The organism is Rhizobium sp. WYJ-E13, assembly GCF_018987265.1.
GTDB lineage: Bacteria > Pseudomonadota > Alphaproteobacteria > Rhizobiales > Rhizobiaceae > Rhizobium.
In genome coordinates this window covers 367,131-389,643 of sequence record NZ_CP076854.1, presented here as the reverse complement: position 1 = coordinate 389,643, position 22,513 = coordinate 367,131, and the positions used below count along the sequence as shown (strand labels likewise).

17 protein-coding genes are annotated in these 22,513 nt (G+C 60.0%); 3 read left to right on the top strand and 14 right to left on the bottom strand.

Translation table 11 applies throughout. The features are described from left to right. Positions 1-37: 37 nt before the first annotated feature. From KQ933_RS23355 to KQ933_RS23335, 5 genes are all read right to left on the bottom strand, one after another. Positions 38-1,075 (bottom strand): PotD/PotF family extracellular solute-binding protein, encoded by a 1,038-nt coding sequence (locus tag KQ933_RS23355; RefSeq protein WP_216760203.1) that lies wholly within the window; start codon positions 1,073-1,075, stop codon positions 38-40. Positions 1,076-1,143: 68 nt separating this feature from the next. Then, positions 1,144-2,109, bottom strand: coding sequence for an isopenicillin N synthase family oxygenase (locus KQ933_RS23350; RefSeq protein WP_216760202.1), 966 nt, complete (start codon positions 2,107-2,109; stop codon positions 1,144-1,146). Positions 2,110-2,185: 76 nt separating this feature from the next. Next, complete coding sequence (locus KQ933_RS23345) at positions 2,186-3,007, bottom strand: enoyl-CoA hydratase/isomerase family protein (RefSeq protein WP_216760201.1); 822 nt, start codon at positions 3,005-3,007, stop codon at positions 2,186-2,188. Further along, the gene (locus KQ933_RS23340) at positions 3,004-6,510 is read right to left on the bottom strand and encodes an indolepyruvate ferredoxin oxidoreductase family protein (RefSeq protein ID WP_216760200.1); all 3,507 of its coding nucleotides are present in this window, start codon (positions 6,508-6,510) and stop codon (positions 3,004-3,006) included. The genes KQ933_RS23345 and KQ933_RS23340 overlap by 4 nt, the downstream gene beginning before the upstream one ends. After that, entirely contained in the window at positions 6,511-7,968 is a 1,458-nt protein-coding gene (locus KQ933_RS23335) for an FAD-binding oxidoreductase (protein WP_253958403.1), read from the bottom strand. A 134-nt stretch (positions 7,969-8,102) separates the two neighbouring features. On the opposite strand from KQ933_RS23335, the gene KQ933_RS23330 reads away from it, so the two are divergent. Together KQ933_RS23330 and KQ933_RS23325 are read left to right on the top strand one after the other, a co-directional pair. Then, positions 8,103-8,855, top strand: coding sequence for a FadR/GntR family transcriptional regulator (locus tag KQ933_RS23330; protein ID WP_216760199.1), 753 nt, complete (start codon positions 8,103-8,105; stop codon positions 8,853-8,855). A 39-nt stretch (positions 8,856-8,894) separates the two neighbouring features. Beyond that, the gene (locus KQ933_RS23325) at positions 8,895-9,890 is read left to right on the top strand and encodes an MDR family oxidoreductase (RefSeq protein WP_216760198.1); all 996 of its coding nucleotides are present in this window, start codon (positions 8,895-8,897) and stop codon (positions 9,888-9,890) included. Between the two features lie 169 nt (positions 9,891-10,059). On the opposite strand, the gene KQ933_RS23320 is transcribed toward KQ933_RS23325, so the two are convergent. The 9 genes from KQ933_RS23320 to KQ933_RS23280 form a co-directional block, all read right to left on the bottom strand. Next, on the bottom strand, positions 10,060-12,279 hold the full coding sequence (locus KQ933_RS23320) for an EAL domain-containing protein (protein WP_216760197.1): 2,220 nt from the start codon (positions 12,277-12,279) through the stop codon (positions 10,060-10,062). 174 nt (positions 12,280-12,453) lie between these two features. Then, entirely contained in the window at positions 12,454-14,241 is a 1,788-nt protein-coding gene (locus KQ933_RS23315; RefSeq protein WP_216760196.1) for a PAS domain-containing methyl-accepting chemotaxis protein, read from the bottom strand. Positions 14,242-14,826: 585 nt separating this feature from the next. Beyond that, positions 14,827-15,246, bottom strand: a complete 420-nt coding sequence (locus tag KQ933_RS23310) for a type II toxin-antitoxin system VapC family toxin (RefSeq protein ID WP_216760195.1) — start codon at positions 15,244-15,246, stop codon at positions 14,827-14,829. Continuing rightward, positions 15,243-15,497: a plasmid stabilization protein gene (locus KQ933_RS23305; RefSeq protein WP_216760786.1), complete on the bottom strand. Its 255-nt coding sequence runs from the start codon at positions 15,495-15,497 to the stop codon at positions 15,243-15,245. Before KQ933_RS23305 ends, KQ933_RS23310 begins: the two co-directional genes overlap by 4 nt. A gap of 450 nt (positions 15,498-15,947) precedes the next feature. Then, positions 15,948-16,457 carry a hypothetical protein gene (locus KQ933_RS23300; RefSeq protein WP_216760194.1) on the bottom strand — a complete coding sequence of 170 codons (510 nt, stop codon included), beginning with the start codon at positions 16,455-16,457 and terminating at the stop codon, positions 15,948-15,950. Continuing rightward, complete coding sequence (locus KQ933_RS23295) at positions 16,450-17,760, bottom strand: hypothetical protein (protein WP_216760193.1); 1,311 nt, start codon at positions 17,758-17,760, stop codon at positions 16,450-16,452. Before KQ933_RS23295 ends, KQ933_RS23300 begins: the two co-directional genes overlap by 8 nt. Then, positions 17,757-18,515 (bottom strand): ABC transporter ATP-binding protein, encoded by a 759-nt coding sequence (locus KQ933_RS23290; RefSeq protein WP_216760192.1) that lies wholly within the window; start codon positions 18,513-18,515, stop codon positions 17,757-17,759. Before KQ933_RS23290 ends, KQ933_RS23295 begins: the two co-directional genes overlap by 4 nt. After that, positions 18,512-19,564 (bottom strand): iron ABC transporter permease, encoded by a 1,053-nt coding sequence (locus KQ933_RS23285; RefSeq protein ID WP_216760191.1) that lies wholly within the window; start codon positions 19,562-19,564, stop codon positions 18,512-18,514. Before KQ933_RS23285 ends, KQ933_RS23290 begins: the two co-directional genes overlap by 4 nt. A 1-nt stretch (position 19,565) precedes the next feature. After that, positions 19,566-20,651, bottom strand: a complete 1,086-nt coding sequence (locus KQ933_RS23280; protein ID WP_216760190.1) for an ABC transporter substrate-binding protein — start codon at positions 20,649-20,651, stop codon at positions 19,566-19,568. An 836-nt stretch (positions 20,652-21,487) separates the two neighbouring features. On the opposite strand from KQ933_RS23280, the gene KQ933_RS23275 reads away from it, so the two are divergent. Beyond that, positions 21,488-22,432 carry a LysR family transcriptional regulator gene (locus tag KQ933_RS23275; protein ID WP_216760189.1) on the top strand — a complete coding sequence of 315 codons (945 nt, stop codon included), beginning with the start codon at positions 21,488-21,490 and terminating at the stop codon, positions 22,430-22,432. Positions 22,433-22,513: the final 81 nt, after the last annotated feature.

Here is a 22,513-nt window from a genome sequence, read left to right as displayed (position 1 = left end):
CGATCCGGTTGTTGCTGCCTCATAGAGAAGGCACCGATCATTTCATGATCTTGGCCCAGGTCTCGGCAAAGCCTGCCTGCTTCTCGTTCATGAAGTCCCAGTCCCAGGTGAGGATCTTCTCCATCACTTCGCCGGAAATCGGCACGTCCTTCTTCAGATCGTCAGGGACGACAACCTTGGCATTGGTTGGCGAGACGAAGAACTGCTTCATCAGCGGCAACTGGCCTTCAGGGGACAGAAGGAAGTTGGCATATTGGTAGGCCAGATCCTTCTCGGGGCCGTTTGCAAGAATGTTGAGGGTCTGATCGAACATCAGAAGCCCCTCTTCCGGCACGATGACGTCAATCGGAAGGCCCTGGCTGCGCAGACGCGCCACCTCGCCGAAATCGAAGGGAGCGACGACGAATTCGCCGGATGCGATGCCGGTGGAAAGGTTGAAATCGGCCTGGATGACTGGGCCAAGCTTTTCCAGCGCCTTGAAGCCGGCATCTACATCATATTGATCCTTGCCGAAGATCTTGGATGCCAGCATCAGTTCCATCTTGCCGGCCGTATTGGCAAAATTGTAGAGGCCGATGCGCCCCTTGAACTCCGGGTTGTCCCAGAGGTCCTTCCAGCCTTTCGGCGGCGTCTGGACCATGTCCGTGCGATAGGCGAGGCCGATCGGCGATACCATGGCCACGGCACCCCAGCCGTCGGTCTTCTTGGCAAGCGGATAGAGGTCGGCATAGTTTGGCAATTTCGCCAGATCAAGCTTTTCGAAGAAGCCTTCCTTGCGCAGGCTCGATGCGAACGCCTCATTGGTCATCAGGATCGAATATGGCGGCTTCTGCGGCCCTGCCGCCCGCAGGTTGGCGCTCCAGACACGCCCGTTGCCCGCATCCAGCGTCACCTGCGCGCCGCTCTTTTCAGTGAAGGCCGGTGCCAGCGTCTGGCGCCAGAACTGTTCCCATGCGCCGCCGAGCGTCGGCACGACAAGTGTCTTGGATTGCGCCCATGTCGGCAGGCCAACCATGGCCGCCGCTGTTACTCCACCCATTCCGGCAAGAACCTGCCGCCTGTTCATCTTCATCATTGACGTTCCCTCAAACTGGTTCTGACTTGATCATGCATTGCGGGCAGGCGGTATTCCGCTTCTTGCCGTCAGGTTTTGCCGAAGGCCTGGCTGGTCTTCAGTAAAATGTAGTCTCCGTAGGTGATCGGCTCGTATTTGGCGGCGCTCTTTGCTGCAAAAGGCGCGAGGCATTCAATCACGGTGTCCCTGGACGGGTTGAGGAAGAACGGGATGGACTGGCGACGCGTCGTCCCCTTGAAAGCACCAGGCGGATTGGCGACCCTGTGCGGCGTGGACAGCCATTCATCGTTGGACCAGCGCATGAAGGCATCGCCGATATTGATGACGTAGGCGCTCTCGACATTCGGCGCATCCAGCCAGTCACCGGCCCGGTTTTTCACCTGCAGTCCGCCCGGAGAAGCTTCCGAACGCAGGATAGTCATGAAGCCGTAATCGGTGTGAACGCCGGCGCGGAGTTGCCCGGGAAGCGGGCTCTCCTTCTGCTCCGGATAATTGATCACCCGTAGCGCCGAGAGGTGGTTTTCAAACGCCGGCTCGAAATAGTCCGGGGCGAGGCCTATCGCTTCGCAGAATGCCCGGCGTAAATGGCCTGCAAGCTTTTCCATCTCTGTGAAGTAGTCGGCAAAGGCCTGTTCCAGCCCTTCCGGCCTGGTTGGCCATAGATCGCCGGGCAGGCGCGGGCCAAAGTTCAGGCTTTCCTTGTAATCGCCCGGGGTCTTGATGCCGAGCGTCGCTGCAAGCGCCTCGTCGGCGAGCGGCGAGAAGGCAACACCACCCTCTATCGAGGTCCCCCTTCCCTGCCCGATCTTCCACTCCTGCGGCTCATCGAAGAAATCGCGAGCGAGGTTATAGAGACGGGTTGTCACTTCAGGGCTGACGCCGTGCCCCGTAACGAGGAAGAAGCCGGTTCGGCGGCAGGCATCCTCGATGGCAGTGACGACCTTCCCGCCCGCTTCCGCGCCTGCGACGAATGGTGCGATATCGATGACCGGTATGCTGTCCTGCACCTCATCCGGCGCTGTGGTCGTCTGCATCCTGGAGCCTCCTTCCTTGATCGGCAGTGGCGGTAGTACTGAATGAGTGCCGCCGGGCCGATATCGTAAAACGGGGTCAGTCTAGCCCCTTGAACGGGGCATCGCGGAACTCGAGATATTCCTTCAGCGACATCTTCTGCAGATTGCGCATCCACGCCTGCCCGTCGCGACTGACATGCAGGGCGGCGATGGCGTGGACGTTGAATTCGAAGGATGTCATCAGGCCAGCGGCCATCTGCTGGTTGTTGATGGAGGACTTGGCGAACTTGATTGCCGGCACGGGCATGCGGGCCAGCTTGCGTGCCAGGTTCTCAGTCTTTTCCCTCAGTTGATGCGCGGGCACGATCTTGTTGATGAGGTGCATGCGCAAGGCTTCCTCGGCATCGACCACATCACCTGTATACATCAGCCAGCGCACGTCACGGGTGGCCAAGAGCCAGGGCATGAACAGTGCCGGCGGGCCGGAATTGTGCCGCACCTCCGGCTCACCAAACTTCGCATTGTCGCCGGCAATGGCCAGATCGCAGGCCATCATCAGCTCAAGCGCACCCGCAAGCGCATAACCGTTCACGGAAGCGATGATCGGGATCGGTGCCTTCCAGATGTTGAGGAGCGCCTGGGCGTTCTCCGACATGTCCGCATGCCAGTCCTCGATATCGACATCGTAATCGGCACCCTGAAGATCATAGCCGGACGAGAATGCGCGGCCCGCCCCCGTGATGATGAGCGCGTTGACCTCCTTGTCGGCGACAGCCATGGCGACGGCGCGGTCGATTTCGCGCACCGTCGTCTTGTTCATCGCATTGAGCTTTTCCGGACGATTGATGGTGATCGTCGCGAATTTATCCTGGCCGTCCTTCTCGTAAAGGATCGTCTCGAAGGTCTCGGAAGTGCTCATATGCTTTTCCTCTTAGCCGCGTCCTGATCCGGCGTCGTTGTTCGTTTCTCGTCATTGGCCGGCGCTGCAAGCAAGGCAGCCATCTTCTTTTCGAAGCGCCCGATCGACGCCATCTTGACGGGGCCGAACCCCTTGATCTCTTCCGGCAGCCGGGCAAGTGCTACGGCATGGCCGTGCGTTTCGACGGAAAGCTGTCTCGTGAGATCCTCGATCATCGCCTCATAGTCAGCGATCAGGCGCCGCTCCATCCGGCGCTCTTCGGTATAGCCGAAAGGATCGAGCGCCGTGCCGCGCAGGAAGCGCAGCTTTTCCAGAAGCGCAAAGGCCGGGCCGATCACTTTCTGGGGGATGGCGATCTTCGCCGGGTTTCCGGTGCGTTTGTCGATCCGCCGTGACAGGATTGGTGGCGCCAGATGATGCTTGATGCTGAAGTCGCCTTCGAACTGCGCTTCGATCGCAGCCTTGAAGCTCCGGTCGCGGTGCAGACGCGCCACCTCGTATTCGTCCTTGTAGGCCATCAGCCTGAAGGCGTTTTTGGCGACGGCCATTGCAAGCTCCTCGCCGGCCATGAGCCTGTTTTCGACCTGCCGTGCAGCATCGACCAGTGCCCGGTACCGGCGCGCATAGGCGGCGCTCTGATACGCGGCGAGAAAGGCCTCCCGGCTCTTAACGATCGTGTCGAGTGTCTCGACGGGCTTGACCTCGGCTGGATCAGTTCCCGCGGCGCTGGCGACGATATCGGGGGAAACCGCCGAGCGACGGCCCCAGCCGAAGGCGGCACGGTTCATCGCAACGCCGGTTCCATTGAGGGCAATCGCCTGATCGATGGAGGCAAGGCTGATCGGCACCAGGCCGCGCTGCCATGCATGACCAAGCAGGAACATGTTGGCTGCAATTGCATCGCCCATCAGCGCCGCGCCAAGCTTGGTCGCCGAGACGAGGTGAACAGCATCCTCGCCGGCTGCGCGGCGCAGTGTTTTCAGCGTCGCTTCCTGCTGGAAATCGATCGCCGTGTTCTGGACGAAAGACGCCGTCGGCGCGAAGTGATTGTCGAGAACGGCGCGCGTGCGGCCAGCGCCAAAGGTCGATAGCGCATTGCGACCGGCCGACACCACGATGTCGAAGCCGAGCACCAGATCGCTTTCGCCAACGCCGATCCGGACCGACGACAAAGCACCAGCCATCCGTGCCACGCGAAGATGCGAAATGACAGCCCCGTTCTTCTGCGCAAGCCCCGTCTGATCCAGCGTCTGCACAAAAAGGCCATCGAGATGCGCCGCCATGGAGAGGACAGCGCTGACGGTAATCACCCCCGTCCCGCCGATACCGGCCAACAGCATGTTATACGGCTGCACTCCGATATCCGTCAGAACAGGTAGCGGCATATCATCGAATGTCGCTTGCTGAGCTTTCGCAGCCGGCTTTCTGATCTTTCCGCCCTCCACTGTCACGAAGCTCGGACAGAAGCCCTTGATGCAGGAAAGGTCGGTATTGCAACTCGACTGGTTGATCTTGCGCTTACGGCCAAACTCCGTTTCCTGCGGCTCGATCGAGATGCAGTTGGAAACGGCCGAGCAATCGCCGCATCCTTCGCAGACCAGTTCGTTGATGAAGGCTCGCTTGTCCGAGACCGCCAGCGCCCCGCGCTTGCGACGCCGGCGCTTCTCTGCCGCACAGACCTGATCGTAGACCAGCACCGTCACCCCGTTGATCTCGCGCAGTTCACGCTGCACCTGATCGAGTTCGTCGCGATGGTTGACCGTGACATTGCGTGGCAGGCGGCCCTGCCAGACCTCCGGCCGCTCGGCGACGACGGCCACTCTTGCAGCCCCTTCGGCCAGCATCTGGCCGACGATACCGGGAACAGAGACCTCACCGTCGTGCTTTTGACCGCCGGTCATGGCGACGGCATCGTTATAGAGGATCTTGTAAGTGGCGTTGACCTTCGCGGCGATCGCTGCACGGATCGCAAGCAGGCCCGAATGAAAATAGGTGCCGTCGCCCATATTGACGAAGATATGCTTTTCATCGGTGAACTGAGAAAGCCCGATCCATGCACCGCCCTCACCTCCCATCTGGGTAAAGGTCGAGGTGTTCCGATCCTCAAGCCCGATGACCATCATGTGGCATCCGATACCGGTCGAGGCACGGCTTCCTTCGGGCAGTCTGGTCGAGACACTGTGCGGACAGCCGGAGCAGAAATACGGATCGCGCCTGAGTGCCGGACTTTCCGTCACGCTGGCTGCAGCAATTGCCTCCATCTCCCGCGACCGGCTATCGAGATCATCGGCCTGCGGCCCGAGCACCGCAAGGATGGCCCTCCCGACGGCCACCGCATCGATCTCGCCGACGGCGGACAGAAGCGGCGTGCCCGCCGGCCCGAGTTTGCCGAACACTCTCGGCCTGTCATAGGATGGCATGTTGAAGAGCAGAGCTTTGATCTGGTCTTCCATGACCGGACGCTTTTCTTCGATGACCAGCAGCGTTTCGACGTCGGCGGCAAACCGTGCGATCCCCTCCGGCTCGATTGGCCAGACAAGGCCCACCTTGTAGAGCCGGATGCCCAGCTCGCCTGCACGCCGCTCGTCTATGCCGAGGCGCGAAAGCGCGCCCATCAGATCGAGCCAGGACTTGCCGGTCGAGACGATGCCGAGACGCGCCTTGGTGCGCTGCCCCTGCCAGATGCTGCGGTCGAGCCCGTTGTGACGGGCAAATCTATGGACGGCAAAAAGCTTGTCTTCCAGCCGGCGCTCCATCGCATGCGGCCCGTCTGGCCAGCGAAGCGACAGATTGCCTTGCGCATCCGGATAGACGATCGCGGGATGAGCCAGATCGAGATCGACAGTTGCCGTGCATTCGACAATCTCTGTCTGGCACTTGAAGCCGATCCACGCACCCGAATAGCGGCTAAGCGCAAATCCCAGTAAACCGTAGTCGATATATTCGGCGATGCCGGCGGGCGACAGCAAGGGCACCATGGCCGATATCAGGTTGTGCTCGCTCTGATGCGGCAAGGTCGATGAGACGGCGCCATGATCGTCGCCGACGAGCAGCAGCACGCCACCATTCGGGTTGGTGCCGACTGCATTGGCATGCCGGATCACATCCATGGTGCGATCGACGCCCGGCCCCTTGCCGTACCACATCGAGAAGACACCGTCATAGCGGACGCCGGAGAACATCGCCGTTTGCTGTGTTCCCCATACAGCCGTCGCCGCCATGTCCTCATTGAGGCCGGGCTGAAAGCGGATATGGTTCTGGTCGAGATAGGTCTTGGCGCGCGCCATCTCGCGGTCGAAGCTTGCGAGCGGCGAACCGCGATAACCGGAGACGTAACCGGCAGTGTTGAGGCCTCTTGCCAGATCGCGCTGTCGCTGGATCATCGGAAGACGCACGAGCGCCTGTGTGCCAGACACGAGGATTTTTCCATGATCGACCGTATAGCGGTCATCAAGGCTCGGGCCGTTTTCACTGGGCAATGCGCGGGCGGGCAGGTTCTGCATCTATGCACGCTCCGGCACGCCCGGCGCCGGCATGTCGAAAACCCGGCCGGGATTGAGAATACTGTTGGGATCGAAGGCGGCCTTCAGGCGGCGCATGGCATTCATCTCGGCGGCACTTCGCGCCAGAGGCAACCACTTCTTCTTCTCAAGGCCAATTCCGTGCTCGGCGGAAATCGCGCCATCGGCACGGATCACGGCAGAAAGAGTTATGTCGGCGATCCGCTCACGATGATGCGTGCGGACAAGAAAATGCAAATTGCCATCGCCGAGATGGCCGAAAACATAGATCTCGGCATTCGGATCGGCGGCGGCGATCTCGTCGCTGGAAGCATCAAGGAAGGCCTGTACCTTGGACAAAGGCAGGCTGACATCGAAGCCGGAGACGTGGTCCATCGAGAAGATGAAGTCGCTGGCAGCCTCGCGAAGTTTCCAGATTGCGTGATACTCGCGCAGCGATCCCGAAACAGCCACGTCCGTCACGATTCCGCTTTCGTAGCAAGCCATAAGCGCTTCGGAAAAACGCTCCTGATCGCCGGCCTCGTCCTGCCCCTGCATCTCCACAAGGGCGTACATCCCGGCACCTGCCGCAACAGGAGGCTGAGCACCGGTCAGCGACAGAACCCCCTCATAAACACTCGGAAAAATCACTTCGAAGGCCGACAGCGACGGGCCGAGTGCAGAACGCAAATGCTTTAGAAGGGCAATAGCGGCACCTAACGACGGCAATCCGCAAAAGGCATTCGCTTGCGACCGCGGCTCAGGATGCAGCCGCAAACAGGCCCGCGTGACCACGCCAAGCACACCTTCGCTTCCGACGAAGAGTTGATTGAGATCGAAGCCCGAATTGTCCTTGGGCAATCCCTTCAAGCTGGTCAGCACGGAGCCGTCCGCCAGCACAACCTCAAGCCCCAGAACCTGGGACCGGTACATGCCATAGCGCAGGACACGAATACCGCCCGCATTGGTGGCAACATTACCGCCAACCGTGGACGTGCCGCGCGCGCCGATATCGACGCCGAAAAACAGCCCGCAGCCTGCCGCAGCCTCCTGTACCGACTGAAGCGTAACACCGGCCTCTGCGATGATGGTGGCGGCATTCTCATCCACCGGCGACAGGTTCACCATTCGCTCAAGCGAAAGCGACACTTCGCCGACATGAGGCCTCGCCCCGCCAGCAAGGCCCGTCCTGCCGCCTTGGAGGACGACGGGCTGACCCAGACGATTGCATTCTGCAAGTATAGCCGACACTTCCGCCGTAGCGGCGGGCCGGAAAACAATGATCGGGCGCTCACCGCGCTCGTCGGTTGCGTCACCACGATAGCCGTCGCCGACGTCGTCGCCAGCGAGAACGGCCTTACTACCGATCCTCCCGTTCAGACGGCGCAGCAATTCTGCATGCCGGCCGACAGACGCACAGGCATCTCGGGCGATCTCCGCCCGACCAGTCGATCCGCCCAATTTCGTTCCCCTTGGTTGTCTGGATCGAGGGCAGGTTATCGTCTATCCGATATTTGTCAAACCTATATTCAATTTTCAGTGGCGTTTTCGAAACGACCATGGCATCTATGAAATCGAGGCAAGGACAACAATCGATGACGTTGAAATTTGATGAGGTCGTGAGGGCTGGCATCGCCAAGCAGGTTGCGGAGAACATAAAGTCCGCGATTATGGATGGCCGCCTGAAGATCGACGAGCGGCTTCCCACGGAAGAGGATCTCGCGAGAAGCTTCGGCATATCGCGGCCGACCGTGCGCGAGGCGCTGAAACGTCTGGCAGCGCAAAACCTCATCCATTCAAGGCGCGGCCCGCTCGGCGGGAACTTCGTCAAGCGCCCGGATCCGGAAGGGCTTTCCAAGGCGATCACCGCAGCAGCAACCCTTCTTGTCGGCATCGGCGCCTTCGATATCGACGAGATCATTACGGCCCGCCTTGAGACGGAGACGATCTGCTGCAAGCTCGCCTGCGAAAATCACGGCGCTGTCGATCTGGAGCGAATGGCGGCGGAGATCGAGATCCAGCGCGACGAGACGATCAGTGACGAGGACTTCTGTGCATCCGACGTGCGCTTTCATCGCGCGCTGGTGGATTCCACCTGCAATGGCCCGCTGAAGCTGATGATGTACACGGTGATCGAGTCCTTCATCCCCATCACCAACATGATCGTGTTCCGGGTTCGCGAGCGCCGCAAGGTCGCTGGCTTTCACCGGCAGATCATGGAGGCCGTCGCCAAGCGCGACACCGAGACGGCGACAAGGGCATTGGCGGACCTGCTGGCCTACATTCGCAACAGCTACGCAACCGCGATGGACGCACGCGACAGGATGAAGGCCGCGTCGCAGACCTGACAAGGCGAACGGCCGATTTCAAGTGTAGAAGGGGGACGCATGTCCGATACATTCCAGGCAATGGTCATCGACATGGCCGATGGCAAGCCGCAGGCCGGCTTCAGCCAGCTTTCACTGTCCGATCTGCCGGATCATGATGTTCTCGTCGAGGTTCATTATTCGACCGTCAATTACAAGGATGGTCTGGCCCTAACCGGCAAAGGACGGATAGCCCGGCGTACTCCCATGGTCGGAGGTATCGACCTTGCCGGAATCGTGGTTGAATCCCGATCGGACAAATGGGCGCCCGGCGACAAGGTCATTGTCAACGGCTGGGGTCTGTCTGAAACGGAATGGGGAGGATATTCGCGATTTCAGCGCCTGAAAGCGGAATGGTTGATCGCGTTGCCCGAAACCTTCAGCCTTTCGCAGGCAATGGCAATTGGAACTGCCGGCTACACGGCGGCGCTTTGTGTCAATGCACTTGAGGATTGGGGCACGATCGCCAAGGATGATCGCGAAATTCTCGTGACCGGTGCCGCGGGCGGTGTCGGCTCGGTCGCGATCAGCCTGCTTGCGGACAAGGGTTACAAAGTAACCGCATCGACCGGCCGCCCGGAAACGCGGGACTATCTCGGATCGCTCGGCGCGAGCGCTTTCGTTGACCGGGCATCGCTTTCAGAAAAGGGCGGCCCTCTACAAAAGGAGCGCTGGGCCGGCGTGGTTGATTCCGTTGGCTCGACGACGCTCGCAAACGCACTTTCACAGACCGTCTACGGCGGGGCGGTTGCTGCCTGCGGCCTTGCGGCAGGCGCAGACCTGCCGGCAACGGTTCTCCCGCATATCCTGCGCGGCGTGGCACTGCTCGGCATTGATTCCGTTATGGCACCGATGCCCAAACGGATCCGTGCATGGCAGACCCTGGCCCAACACCTGAAAACAGAAAGGATCGGGACATTGGCGAGGATCGAGCCCTTCTCCGAGCTTACGAGCCTCGCTCAGGATATCGTGGAGGGCAAAATCAGGGGGCGTGTCGTAGTCAAAATCGCACCGTAAGGCTGCTTCAGCGCGCAATCTGCCCTACCCCAAGTCGCCATTCCCAGATGTCGTGCCGAGAATGAGCAGCCGTTGCGACCGGCTCTCATCCTCGGAGCGTTCGCCGCATGTCCACCGGATATGCACGGGTCGACTTAAGCATGTGCTCGCGACAGCCACGGTTGACCTTCTATCCGAGAAGGCAAAGGCCCTCCTGCGTCCGTTCGGAGTTCCCGATGAGATGTGGTTTCAATGCAGATAGGTATCTGCCGACGTCTTCGCGGCCCATCGGCTTGCTGAACAAATAACCTTGAAGGGTGGTACAGCCCATTTCCAGCAAGCATATTGCCTGCCGGTGGGTCTCCACACCTTCCGCGGTGACCTTCATTTTAAGCTTCTGGGCCAGATTGAGCACCAGTTCAACGATTGCGAGGCTCGATTCATCGTCAAGCATGGTGTCGATAAAGCTTTTGTCAATCTTGATGATATCGACGGGCAGGCTTCGCAAATGCGTCAGTGACGCATAGCCCGTCCCAAAGTCATCGAGCGCTACAGCCAGACCTTTTTTCCGCAAACGCTGCAGCGTTGTTGCAACGGTGTCTTCCAAGCCCTGCAGGAACACAGTTTCGGTCACTTCAAGTACCAGTTTGTCCAGCGGGATGCCTCGCGACGCAAACGCGGCAACAATCCTCATTTCCAGATCGCCCCTCATGAAGTCCGAGGCGCTGACATTCAGCCCGACCCGCCCGAAATCCAGCCCGCGGTCCATCCAGTTACGGATATCGGTCGCAACATGCTCCAGCATTTGCGTCGTGATGTGATGAGACACGCTCGAGTCCGTGAATGCCTCATGAAATTGCGCCGCCGACACGGTTGAGCCGTCCGGGCGCTGCATTCTCACAAGCGCTTCAAACGCCCATACCTGACCGTCAGCACAGCGAACGAGCGGCTGATAGTGCGGCACCATCCGATGTTCCGTGAGTGCCTGTTCCACCTCCCGGACGATCTGAATGCGGTGGGCGATCGTCGAACGCAGGCTGGGGTGATAGTGGACGTAGCTGCCGCGCCGTGTTTCCTTGGCGTGGTAGAGCGCGAAGTCCGCGTTTTGCGACAGTGTCGCCGCATCCATTTCATCTTCTGAAATCGCACCGCCCAAGGTTATCACCGCATTTATCGTCGACCCACCGACCTCCAGCGGGCGGCCTATATATTCGATCAGATGTCGCGCCAGTGAACGCATGCCCCGCGCGTTTGCGGGTGCTTCCAGGATAACGCAGAACTCATCACCGCCGAGGCGAAATACCTTTCCACGCTTCCCGAGGCGCTCGTCCAGACGTGACGCCACGCCTTTCAACAGCAGGTCACCGGTTGCATGACCGAGGGTGTCGTTGATTTGCTTCAAACGATCGACGTCGATCAGCAACAAACCGATCGAAGAAGCGTCCGCCGCTGCGAGTCTCTGCATATGCGCATTGTAGGCCGCCCGGTTTGCAAGGCCGGTAAGGGGATCGGCGTTTGCCGCCCGGAGCAGACGTTGCTCATAGCGCACTTTTTCGGAAACATCCTGAACGATGCCGAACAGACGTCTTGGCTCACCATGCAGGTGTTCGATATCGCTCACGACGCGAATCCATCGTTCCTCGCCTTCTGGCGTGACAATGCGATATTCTCTGTCAATGCCGGCGCCTGTCCCATTCAGAACGTCGCGGATCCTGCGCCTGACGCTGTCACGTTCTTCGGGAGCATAGCAGCCGATCACCTCCTCCGAAGTCATGCGTTTACCGATCGGCAATCCCACTGTGCGGTATATCTGATCAGACCAGACGATCGCACCGGTGCTAAGGTCCATCTCGAAACCACCGACCTTGGCAGAGCGCTCGGTTTGTTCGAACCGCGCCTGCTTCAACTCCAGTTCACGTTGCTGCTCCTTCAGCTGGCTTTGCTGGCGATGCTCCCGGACAAGGCCCATGACGACGCTCGCCAAACTATGGAGCTGTTCGAGATCCCGATCGCTGAAGCGGCGGATCTTGGTGTCGAGGACACAAAAGCCGCCGTAACACGTCTCCCCTTCCGAAAGCGGAACCCCCGCATAGAACTGGACGGAATAGTCTCTGACGAAAGTGTTTCCGCAAAAACGGGAGTCTCTGCTGGCATCTTCAACGACGAGCGGAGAACCTGTTTCCACGACGTAGCCGCAAAAGGAATGCTCGCGCGGCGCCTCTTTCAAAGGAAAGCCCTGCCGGGCCTTGAACCATTGCCGGTGCTCATCGACAAACGAAACCAACGCCATCGGCATATCGAACATGCTGCAGGCAAGACGTACGATAGCGTCGAATTCCGTCGTCGGCGGCGTATCGAGAATGCTTGCTTCGTAAAGAAGGTTCAGCCTCTCGTCTTCTGCAAGTGACATGTGACCTTACTCCTCGCAGTGCCGAGTGAGTGGGACCCTTCATGGATCGTAGAAGCGGACGAACTTGCCGCTGACGGGGTGTAAAATTGCATTATCTCATGGCCGAATACCGCACCGGGACGTTCGTAGGCGTCTTGCCAGGAGCTTTCATGCCGATCCAATTTCCTGCGATGATCAGAATTCTTCCCAATCAGATGTCAGCGCGACGGCTGCCGAGCCGTGTTTGGTGGATGTGGCGGACGAGCGACGAACGACTTTCAAAGCCGTCGGTGGAACAGGGTGGCGATCGCCCTGCGTGGACGAAGGCCTCGATCTCGGGGTACCGTCAAAACGGAACTGTCCAAGAAGCTCGAAGAGGGCTGCAGCCTCTCGTGCGAGGCCATGGCTGGCCGCGGTCTGCTCCTCGACCATCGCGGCATTCTGCTGCGTTCCCTGATCGACGGTGTTGATGGCCTGGTTGATCTCGTTAAGCGCAGTCGATTGTTCGCGCGCCGCCTCCACGATCGCAGCCACGTTGGTGTTGATTTCGTGAACCTGACTGGCGATTTCCTGAAGCGCGGATCCGGCATTCGTGACAAGGCCGACGCCGTTTGCGACCTGGGAACCGGAGGCCGTAATCAAGCTCTTGATCTCTTTGGCAGCTTTCGCGGACCGCTGAGCCAGTTCGCGAACCTCTTGGGCAACAACGGCAAAACCCTTGCCGGCCTCCCCTGCCCGTGCCGCCTCTACGCCGGCATTGAGTGCCAAAAGGTTTGTCTGGAAGGCAATTTCATCGATGACACCGATGATATTGGAAATTTCGCGCGACGAGGTTTCGATCTGGTCCATGGCTCCAATCGCGTCACGCACGACCTGGCCGGAATGCTCAGCGTGGTCTCTGGCGCGCGCCACGAGCCGCCCGGCCTCCTCGGCACGCCGGCTCGAATCTTTGACCGTCGTTGTGATCTCCTCGAGGGCCGCCGCCGTCTCTTCGACGGATGCAGCTTGCTGCTCGGTGCGCTTTGCCAGATCGTCGGCTGCGGTGCGAATTTCATTGGAGCCGGCTGAAATCGCCTTGGCGTTTTCAGCCACCGCCGCCATTGCGCCCTTCAGCTTCTCCGAGGCGCTGTTGAAGTCGGTCCGCAGCCGTTCCAGCGAAGGAATGAAGGGCTTTTCGATCGTCTGCGACAGGTCCCCGTCGGCAAAATTGGTCAGGCAACGGGCAAGTTGTTCGACATTGTCGACGCGCCCCGTGACATCGGTCGCAAACTTCACGACCTTGAACACCCTGCCGTTCAGGTCGAAGATCGGGTTGTAGGAAGCCTGGATGAAAACCTTCCGGCCACCCTTGCCGACACGCATGAATTCGTCGGCGACGAACTGGCCACTTGAAAGCTTGCGCCAGAATTCCTTGTAAGCGTCCGACCTTGTGTAGTCTGTCTCACAGAATATCGAATGATGCTTGCCCTGGATCTCGGCAAGCGAATACCCAAGGGCGCCGAGGAAATTGTCGTTCGCGGTCAGCACTTCGCCCGCGGGCGTGAATTCGATGATCGCCTGTGCGCGGGACAACGCGTCGATCTTGCCCGCATCCTCGGCAGACTTCAGCTTCTGCGTCGTGATGTCTGTTGCAATCTTGATGACTTTGACTGGCTTTCCACGTCGGAATACGGGATTGTAGGAGGCCTCGATCCAGACCTCGCGCCCGCCTTTTCCAATCCGCTTGTATTGCTGTTGATCGAATTTCCCGGCCGACAGCTTTGCCCAGAAAGCCTTGTATTCTGCCGAGGATGCATAGGCTGGCTCGACAAACATGCTGTGATGTTTTCCAACGATCTCCCTCAACTCGTAGCCAAGCGCCCTGCAAAAGTTTTCGTTGGCCGTCAGGATCTTGCCCGACAAGTCAAACTCGATCATGGCTTGCGAATTCGACAGAGCGGCAAGCACCGCGACAGCATTTCCACCACGATCAAGAATACTCACCCGCAATCCTCCACAGGTTTCACTGCTGCCGTTCCAGTCACGCTATCAATATTCACACATGATCATTAACGCATATTTAATTATAAGATTGACGCGACAGAAGGGCGCAAGGCGCGTTCGATGGTGACGCTCAGGCCGCCGACTTCATCCAGAACGTCTTGTCGGGAAACAGCCGCTGACGAACACCTTCCATACTTCATCAAGGATGATCTACAACAAACGCAGCCTTTATTCGGCGCTTCATTATCTGGACCCGCCGCAATCCGAGGATCAACACATCTGGAAGATTGGCAAGACAGCGGCGTGATCATTGTCCGTCCTCAGGCGCGCGCTCCACAGAGGGGCAACATTGCAGGCTTAAAGACAAGCGAGCCATTCGCATGGTGCTGGATAACGAAGCCAAGCGGCGTCGAGCGAGCGCTGCCCCATCTCGGCGAGCATCGCCCGATATGGGGTCGATGGACTTCAAAAACTCGACTTCGGTGTTATACCGTTTTTCAAAATAGTATAATGAGCAAGAGGATAGGGTGCCAGCTTATCGTCTTGAACCGATACAAACCTACGACACCTCGATCCACTCTGTCGTTATCGGGACCAGGGATTGATCACTTCCAGCCCGGCAGCTTCGAACGGGCTTGTGTCACGAGTTGCGATTGCGAGGCCGTTCGAAGCTGCTGTGGCGGCAATGTAGCCAACAGCCGCGCCGATTGCTTTCCCGGACACACGTGCGCGAGCCATCAGGTCCGAGTAAAACTGTGAACTCGCGAGATCGAAGGGCAGAACGCGCTCGGAAAAGTGAGACAGCACTTCGCCCTCAAGACGGTCGCGAAGGATAGTTTGCCGTTTCCCGGCAGGCATAGCAGCGATCCCGAAGCGAAGTTCAGCGACCGTTATTGCGGAAAGAAACAGCATTTCGATGGCTTGGGCGTCCAACCAGGCCACCACCGCCTCATGAGGAGCCGCTTTCCACGGCTCGGATATGACATCGGTGTCCAGCAGGATCATTCGAAGGTCATCGGTTCAGCAGGCGTCTTGTCGCGACTTTTCTGCAGGGCTTCAACGTCGCTGTCGGAAAGCTCAGCGTCGCGACCAATAGCCGCCAATAAGGAGCCGAGCTTAACACGTTCAGGGGGACGAACAGCGGTCTCAAGAATGTCACGGATCTCGGCCTCGGTGCTTCGGCCACGATGAGCCGCTCGTAGCCGGAGAGCCCGATGTGTTTCGTCAGAAAGATTTCGAACGGTGACCGCAGGCATTGATATCACTCTCATAGAAATGATTTCTTTGATATCAAAGAAGGCAAAGTGACACCAACTTTCAAGAGGCATGATAGGCGGACTTTCTCGCAGCAGCGCGGGGCCAGTCGCTACGGAGTTGCTCGGACAATGAACTCCTCGCGGAGTTCGAGGGTCCCCGAAGTGGATCTGAGGCAAGCAAAGCGCCTGTATGCTAACGTGTTTCTCGAAACCTGCCTCAGTCTCAGATTGCATGCCTCAGAAGAGTCGCCTTCATAGAATGCTCAGTACGAGGAAGCCCCAACTGCGCCAAGGCCGTGGTCGAGTAGCTATGCCCTTCGACCGATTGATCAAGGCCCTGACGGAAAGCCCGCTGCTCGCGGACAACGTGGAACAGCATGCAGGAAAAGCTTACAAACTTTGACCGCAGTTATTCACACACGATACGTTGGATCCTCGGTCCGGTCCGGATCAAAAGGTCCTGACGCCATACACGTCGTGTGCAGGGATAGGCAGCAGACGATAAGCCATTTCCGCCTTCAACTCCTCGTGGCGGGCGACCTCGTCGGGCGTCTTGTCCTTCTTAGCGCCCAGCGTGACGAACTCTTCCTTCACGTGCCCTGGCTTGATTACGGCTTCAGCGGTGCGACCGCGATAGCTGAAGCGGAACACGTAAGGTCCGGGCGGATCGGTGATGATGTCCTTGCCGCCGATCGACTTGTCGACGGTCAGCCGTCCCTCGGTCAGCGCCCGGGTCACCATTTCCAGCGCGTCGCGTCCGCCGGGACCGGAAAACGCGGTGACAATTGTCACTTCGCGCCGTTCCAGCGGCGTGTCGGACAGTAGCCGAAACGCCGCCTGCATCGCCTTCAGCGCATGCGCCACGCCGCCGGGAAAACCGCCGCCGTGATAGGCGTTGATGCCGTCGAAGGTGAAGCTGATCGGGTGGCCGTTGTCGAGCACGGTAATGGCATTAGACATCTGCGAAGGCTCTCAGGTTGGGAACGAAGCTGTCGAGGAAAAGGGTCGTTGCCCGCATGAAGTGCGAGCCGTGGTGGAACATCGGATCGAGCGAGGAGAGGATCATCGTTCCCTTGGTCGAGACCTTGTCCTCGTAGAGGATCGCCCGGCCTTCACCGTCGCGGGCCAGCACCGTGGCGCCGTCCGGCGGGACAAACCAGCCATGCAGGTGCCAGGTCGCCTGCCTGTCGCCGATGCCGGCCATCAGCGGATGGCTGGCCGCGGCCTCGCTGACGCGCACGCCGAGATCGGCGGCCGGATCGAGCCACCACCACCAATTCGTCGGCGTGCCGGTGAAGTCGACATGCGGCAGCCAAAGATCGGAACGGCTCTCGCCGAGCGCCACCACCGTGCCCCCGGCGGCCAGATGGCGCGCGAGCACGGATTTCTGGGCGATCATGCGCTGCGCTGGTGTGCGGCACGGAACCCAGAGAATGTCGTCGGGACGCAGGATGTCGGCGAGCTGCTCGGGCGCGCAGATGACGTCGAAGATCTCGGTGTAGCGCGGTCCTTCAAGGCTGCGGATGTTGTAATAGGTGCCGGACGATGGCGCGACGACGCGCCGTCCCGTTCGGCTCGACATCCGCATGCCGCCATAGGTTTCGGGCGCGGCAAGCGGCAGCTCGGCCGCCGGCGACGAGGGTGCCGAGGGCCAGGGGTCAAGGCAGGGGCCGCCAAGCGTCCAGTCGATCATCCGCCGCGTCAGCTCGCCCGACAGGTTCCATTCGAGCCCCATCGAGCCGAGATCATTGCCGGCATGGGAAAAGATCCTCCCGCCCCTTGGCCGCGCCCAGACCCAGTCGACCGGCACCTGCGCCGCGCCGAGACCGTTGACCGCCACCGCGCCTTCGGGCGGCGGATTGCAGCCCCGGCCGTAAAAGCCAGCCACACCCTTGTTGGTCTCGATCTTCGCAAGCTCGATGCCGGAAAACAGCGGATGGGCGTTGACCGAGGAAAGGTCGAAATCGGCGCGATTCGGCGCCTCGATCGGCCGGTACTGGCTCATGCCGTCGACCAGCGGCCGTACCATGTGGCCGTTGAAGAACCAGCGGCCGCCGGCATCGAGGAACGCGGCGAGCGCCTCGCGCATCAGCATCATGGCGTTCTGGTCGAACTGATTGCCGGTGATCAGGCCTTTGTGGGCCAGAAGCATGTCGGCGGTCAGCGCCGGCTGCTCGACGATCGTCACCAGACCCTCTGCCGCGGCGGCCTTCACGGCCTCGGACGGGGCATCATAGGTCGATTTCAGATAGATCGCGCTCATGCTGCCTCTATTCCGGCGAAAGCCGGCAGGATTGCCCGGCGCGTCTCGCCCGTCGGTCCGGTTACCTCCACCCAGCGCATCGCCACGCCGTAGAGCTCGGAGAGTTTGTCGGGCTCGATCATATCGGCCACGGTGCCGTGGATTTCGCGCCCGCCCGGCATCATCAGCAGCACGTCGTCGGCCGCCGCCAGCGCATGGTTTGGGTCGTGGGTGGTGAACAGGATCGCCTTGTCGCGACGAAGCCGGAGCGAATTGAGGAGTTCCAGCGTGCGTGACTGGTTGCCGAGATCGAGCGCCGAGGTCGGCTCGTCGAAGATCAGAGCCGGCGAACCGGTGGCGATGGCGCGGGCGATCAGCACCATCTGCCTCTGGCCGCCGGACATGCGGTCGTAGCGAAGCTCGGCGAGATGGCAGGCGCCGACCTCGACCAGCGCCTCCTCGGCCGCCGCGCGGTCGTCCGCCGAGGGCTGGCCGAACAGGCCAAGCCTGGCCGCCCGACCCATGACGACGACGTCGAGCCCGGACAGCTTGGCCTGCGAGGCACCGTGCTGCGGCACATAGCCGGAGATTTTTGGCGCGCTGCGACGACCCTTGGCCAGCGGCTGGAAACCGAGCAGGGCGCGCAGAAGCGTGGTCTTGCCGCGACCATTGGGGCCGAGCACCGCCATCGAACGGTCGACCGGCACGGTGAAACTGATGCCGGAAAACAGCGTGCGGGCGCCGAAGGAGACGGAGGCGTCTTCAAGACCGATCATGTGCGGTTGGTCTCCTTGAAATGGCGGCGCAGCAGGTAACCGAACACCGGCGCGCCGACCAGCGCCGTCAGCACGCCGAGCGGGATTTCGGCCGCCGTCAGGGTGCGCGCCATGGTGTCGATCAGCGTCAGATAGGCGGCGCCGAGCAGGGCCGAGGCCGGGATCAGCGCGCGGTGGTCCTCGCCGACCAGGATGCGCGCGGCATGCGGCACGACGAGCCCGATCCAGCCGATGATGCCGGCTACCGCCACCGAGGTTCCGGTCATCAGCGAAATGGCGACGAAGATATACCAGCGCTCGCGATCCGGATTGACGCCGAGCGACCGCGCCTCCTGCTCCTCGAGCGCCAGCAGGTTGAGCCGGTAGCGCAACAGCCAGACGGCGAGGAGGCCAAGGCCCATGCCCGGCACGGCGAGCCACAGGCGTGGCCAGGTTGCGGTCGAAAACGAGCCCATCAGCCAGTAGACGATGGCGGGAAGAGAGGTGTTGGGGTCGGCGACGAACTGCACGACGGACACCAGGGCCGCGAACAACGCGCCGACGATCATGCCGGCGAGGATCACCGTGATCACCTCAGTGCGGCCGTTGATGCGGGCGAGGAGCCCGACCATGAACAGCGCCGACAGGCCGAGCAGGAAGGCCATGCCGAGCAGGACGAAGCCGGAATAGCCGAACAGGATGGCGAGCGCACCGCCGAAGGCGGCACCCTGGCTGATGCCGAGCACCTGCGGCGAGACCAGCGGATTGCGGAACACGCCCTGCAGCGCCGCGCCGCCGACGGCGAGCGCCGCACCCGACAGCGCCGCCAGAAGCACGCGCGGCAGACGCACCAGCAGCACGATGCGCTCGTCCATCTGGGTCGGCGCGGCATCCGGGTTGAGGACCGCCGCCAGCAGGATCTCGCCGATCCGTGGCACGTCGACGGAAAAGCGCCCGGCGCCTATTGAAAACAGCATGGCGGCGATCAGCGCCAGCGCCATCAGCCCGAACGCGCCGATCCTGAGGCCGATCAGGCTTCGGCGCCCGCTTTCCATCGCCGCCATCGCCATCTTACTTCGCCTTGAACTGGGCGTAGTCGGTGGCGTCGCCCTGCATGCCGACCCACAGGATGCCGTCGATGTCCTCGTCGGTCAGGTCGTAGTCGTAGAGCGTCTTGTAGGCCTTTTTCATCTCGCCGCGCAGGTCGTACTGAAAGATGTCGGGATGCATGAGATTGGCAAGCCACATCCAGGTCAGCGGGCTTTCCTGGTTCGGCGGGTCCCAGCGATAGCCGCCGAGCGGCATCTTGTAGACGCGCTTGTCCTGGGCGGCCTTGGTCAGCGACAGGATCGGGTCGTCATAGATCCGCTCAAGGCCGAGCTTGGCCTCGAAACTGTTGAGGAGAATGACGTCGGGATTCCATTCGGCGATCTGTTCGGGGCTGATCGTCGTGCCCTGGCCCTCAAGATTGGCCGAGACGGAGACGGCGCCGGCCAGATTGACGTAGAAGGCGGCGTAGTTGCCCTTGTCGCCGGAGGCGGTCAGGCTTTCCAGCGCGCGGCCAAGATAAAGGATGCGCGGCTTCTTCTCGGCCGGAATATCCTTCGACTTGGCGGCCATTTCGGCGGCCACCTGGTCGCGCCAGCCGTTGATCATCTGCGCGCGCTCGGGCTTGCCCATCGCGGTCGCCACCATCGCCTGGTACTGCTTGGTCTTCTCTTCCGAGCCGTAGGAGATCAAAAGCGCGGTCAGGCCGGCATTGACGATCGGGTCGACCAGGTCCGGGCCGCGATCGGCCCACTGGATTACCAGTTCGGGATTGGTGGCCGCCAGTTCCTCGACGTTCGGAATGAAGTTCGGCGCGGTAATGTCGGAGGGAATGTCCTTCGCCTCGGGGAAGATCTTGCCGAGCACGCCCTCGACGATCGCCGACTTGGCGGTTGGGTTCATGCCGACCAGCTTTGACGTTCCGCCGTCCATGGCGATGATGGTCGAGGCCATCGGAATTGGGATCGAGGCGATCCGCTCGACCGGTTTTGGCAGTGTGACGGTGCGCTTTTCATGATCGATGATGGTGATCGGATCGGCGGTTGCGGCGAGTGGCTGAGTGAAAACCAATGCAACTGTGATCGCGAACTCGTTCCGTCTGAAAAGCATAAAAAACCCTCAAAAAATTTAGTGACGCACATCAATTCGTAAATATGATTTCCTTTGTCAAGATATTTGAGGTGCCTGTCATCACACGAGTGGTCGTCCCAAAGTGAATTGCTAGCGAGCTTCTGACAGCAACAACGTGGTCGCATCAGAGGCCTATCGACCATGGAGATCAGAGAGGACAGTTTTTTACCTCAAATCCTCTATCGGAAGAGGTCCCGATACCGATCCCGAGGCTATTGAATGAACAGGATCGAGCGTAGCGACCATGCCACGGCGAGTATTCTGATCTCAGCGATCTTGAAGAGAAGTCGACCAACAGCTGCTCTGCTACTGTATCCGCCTAAACGAGCCGGCGCCGCAGAAAACGCAGGCTTACAATCATAAGCATCTACGAATGCCACCTGCCTATTAAATAAGCGGTAGGACATAGCACGCCACAGTCATGGCTTAAGGTCACCTCAAAGCCACCCGCACCCCACATGCCAGACGGGCAAATGGAACGAGGCCGCACGTGTCTGGTCCTCGGTGGTCGCTTACAATCTCGCCCTCCTTGCCCGCCTCAGGCCGACCTTACGCTCCTGATCCGGTAGCGTTCAAAGCAGCTCAGCGAGCGTCGGCCGATATCCCATGACCCCATTGCCGCCAGATCGCTCTTCGGGCCATAATCTGCGCGGTCTTCTGCCATCACTCGTCCCAAGAAACGATGGCAGCCGGCAAACACCCTTTCAAAATCGGAGAAAAACAGGCGTTTATGGACGGGCACTAGCTAAATCATTCGTGGAATTATGGGTGGGACGAGGAGGAGCGTTATTGCGAGCTCCAGCGGCGGAGGCTTAATGGACAAGATATTGCAGCAGTTTTTAGCAATAGCAGAATCTGGCTCATTCAGTCGCGCGGCGCAATTGCTAAGCGTGACGCAACCAACTCTTACTTTCAATATCAGGAAGCTTGAAGAGAGTCTTGGTGTTACGCTCTTCAAGCGCACGGCACGCGGCGCGGTCCTTACACCTTACGGCGTGACCCTCTTCCAAAATGCGCGCGTGATGCGCAAGCTCTATGACAACACAATCGACCAGATCGATCGGCAGCGCATACATTCCGAACTAACAATCAGTATCGGCGTCGGTTATACTTGGTGGATCCTCTTCCTCCGCGACTGGGTATTTGAGCGCCGCCGTAGTTATCCCGATGCGCCTGTGCATGTGAGCGTGGGTAATCAGCTGCGTTGCATGGATCAGCTCCTCGCTGGCGAAATTTCAATGTTCCTCGGACATGAGACACCTGGCATGGCCGCGGAGTTCAACACCCGTTTCGTGCCGTTCGGCAACGCCAGGCAGGGTTATTTCGTGCGAAAAGGGCATCCGTTGCTCAATGAGCCTAAAGGCTTTGAGGACATCCGAGCCTACCCCATGGTGGTCGTTGGTTCGCCCGAAGAACGCTACGAGCGATTGTTCCTGCGGGATCGAGACACGATAAGCAGTCCTCATTTTCGCATGGAGCCAAATAGCTTCTCATCAAATTCCATGTCGGTCTGCGTAGAGTATATTTTGAAGAGCGAGGGGGTCCTTCGGTTCACCTCCGTAGTCGCGAAAGAACTGGCGGAGAAAGGGCTCCATCAGGTCACGTTGCGGGATGATCAGCCGGAGCGGTCGGCAAGGGTCGGCATCTACGCCACCCACAGTACCGAACACGACCCTCGGCTTGCCGCCCTCCTAGAGGAAATCCGGGCTCTCGGTGCCTCGAAGCTCGCGGCAATGGCACTAGATGAAACGGAGATATAGAGAAAATCTATATTACTCCGGATAAATCGTAATTTTCATATGTCTTGGGGATTGATACTCTTTAAACGCCGACTGAGGAGA

Bases quoted from the DNA above. Each gene is read 5' to 3' on its own strand.
- KQ933_RS23355 (WP_216760203.1), bottom strand. From the start codon at position 1,075: ATGATGAAGATGAACAGGCGGCAGGTTCTTGCCGGAATGGGTGGAGTA.
- KQ933_RS23350 (WP_216760202.1), bottom strand. From the start codon at position 2,109: ATGCAGACGACCACAGCGCCGGATGAGGTGCAGGACAGCATACCGGTC.
- KQ933_RS23345 (WP_216760201.1), bottom strand. From the start codon at position 3,007: ATGAGCACTTCCGAGACCTTCGAGACGATCCTTTACGAGAAGGACGGC.
- KQ933_RS23340 (WP_216760200.1), bottom strand. From the start codon at position 6,510: ATGCAGAACCTGCCCGCCCGCGCATTGCCCAGTGAAAACGGCCCGAGC.
- KQ933_RS23330 (WP_216760199.1), top strand. From the start codon at position 8,103: ATGACGTTGAAATTTGATGAGGTCGTGAGGGCTGGCATCGCCAAGCAG.
- KQ933_RS23325 (WP_216760198.1), top strand. From the start codon at position 8,895: ATGTCCGATACATTCCAGGCAATGGTCATCGACATGGCCGATGGCAAG.
- KQ933_RS23320 (WP_216760197.1), bottom strand. From the start codon at position 12,279: ATGTCACTTGCAGAAGACGAGAGGCTGAACCTTCTTTACGAAGCAAGC.
- KQ933_RS23310 (WP_216760195.1), bottom strand. From the start codon at position 15,246: ATGATCCTGCTGGACACCGATGTCATATCCGAGCCGTGGAAAGCGGCT.
- KQ933_RS23305 (WP_216760786.1), bottom strand. From the start codon at position 15,497: ATGCCTGCGGTCACCGTTCGAAATCTTTCTGACGAAACACATCGGGCT.
- KQ933_RS23300 (WP_216760194.1), bottom strand. From the start codon at position 16,457: ATGTCTAATGCCATTACCGTGCTCGACAACGGCCACCCGATCAGCTTC.
- KQ933_RS23295 (WP_216760193.1), bottom strand. From the start codon at position 17,760: ATGAGCGCGATCTATCTGAAATCGACCTATGATGCCCCGTCCGAGGCC.
- KQ933_RS23290 (WP_216760192.1), bottom strand. From the start codon at position 18,515: ATGATCGGTCTTGAAGACGCCTCCGTCTCCTTCGGCGCCCGCACGCTG.
- KQ933_RS23285 (WP_216760191.1), bottom strand. From the start codon at position 19,564: ATGGCGATGGCGGCGATGGAAAGCGGGCGCCGAAGCCTGATCGGCCTC.
- KQ933_RS23280 (WP_216760190.1), bottom strand. From the start codon at position 20,651: ATGCTTTTCAGACGGAACGAGTTCGCGATCACAGTTGCATTGGTTTTC.
- KQ933_RS23275 (WP_216760189.1), top strand. From the start codon at position 21,488: ATGGACAAGATATTGCAGCAGTTTTTAGCAATAGCAGAATCTGGCTCA.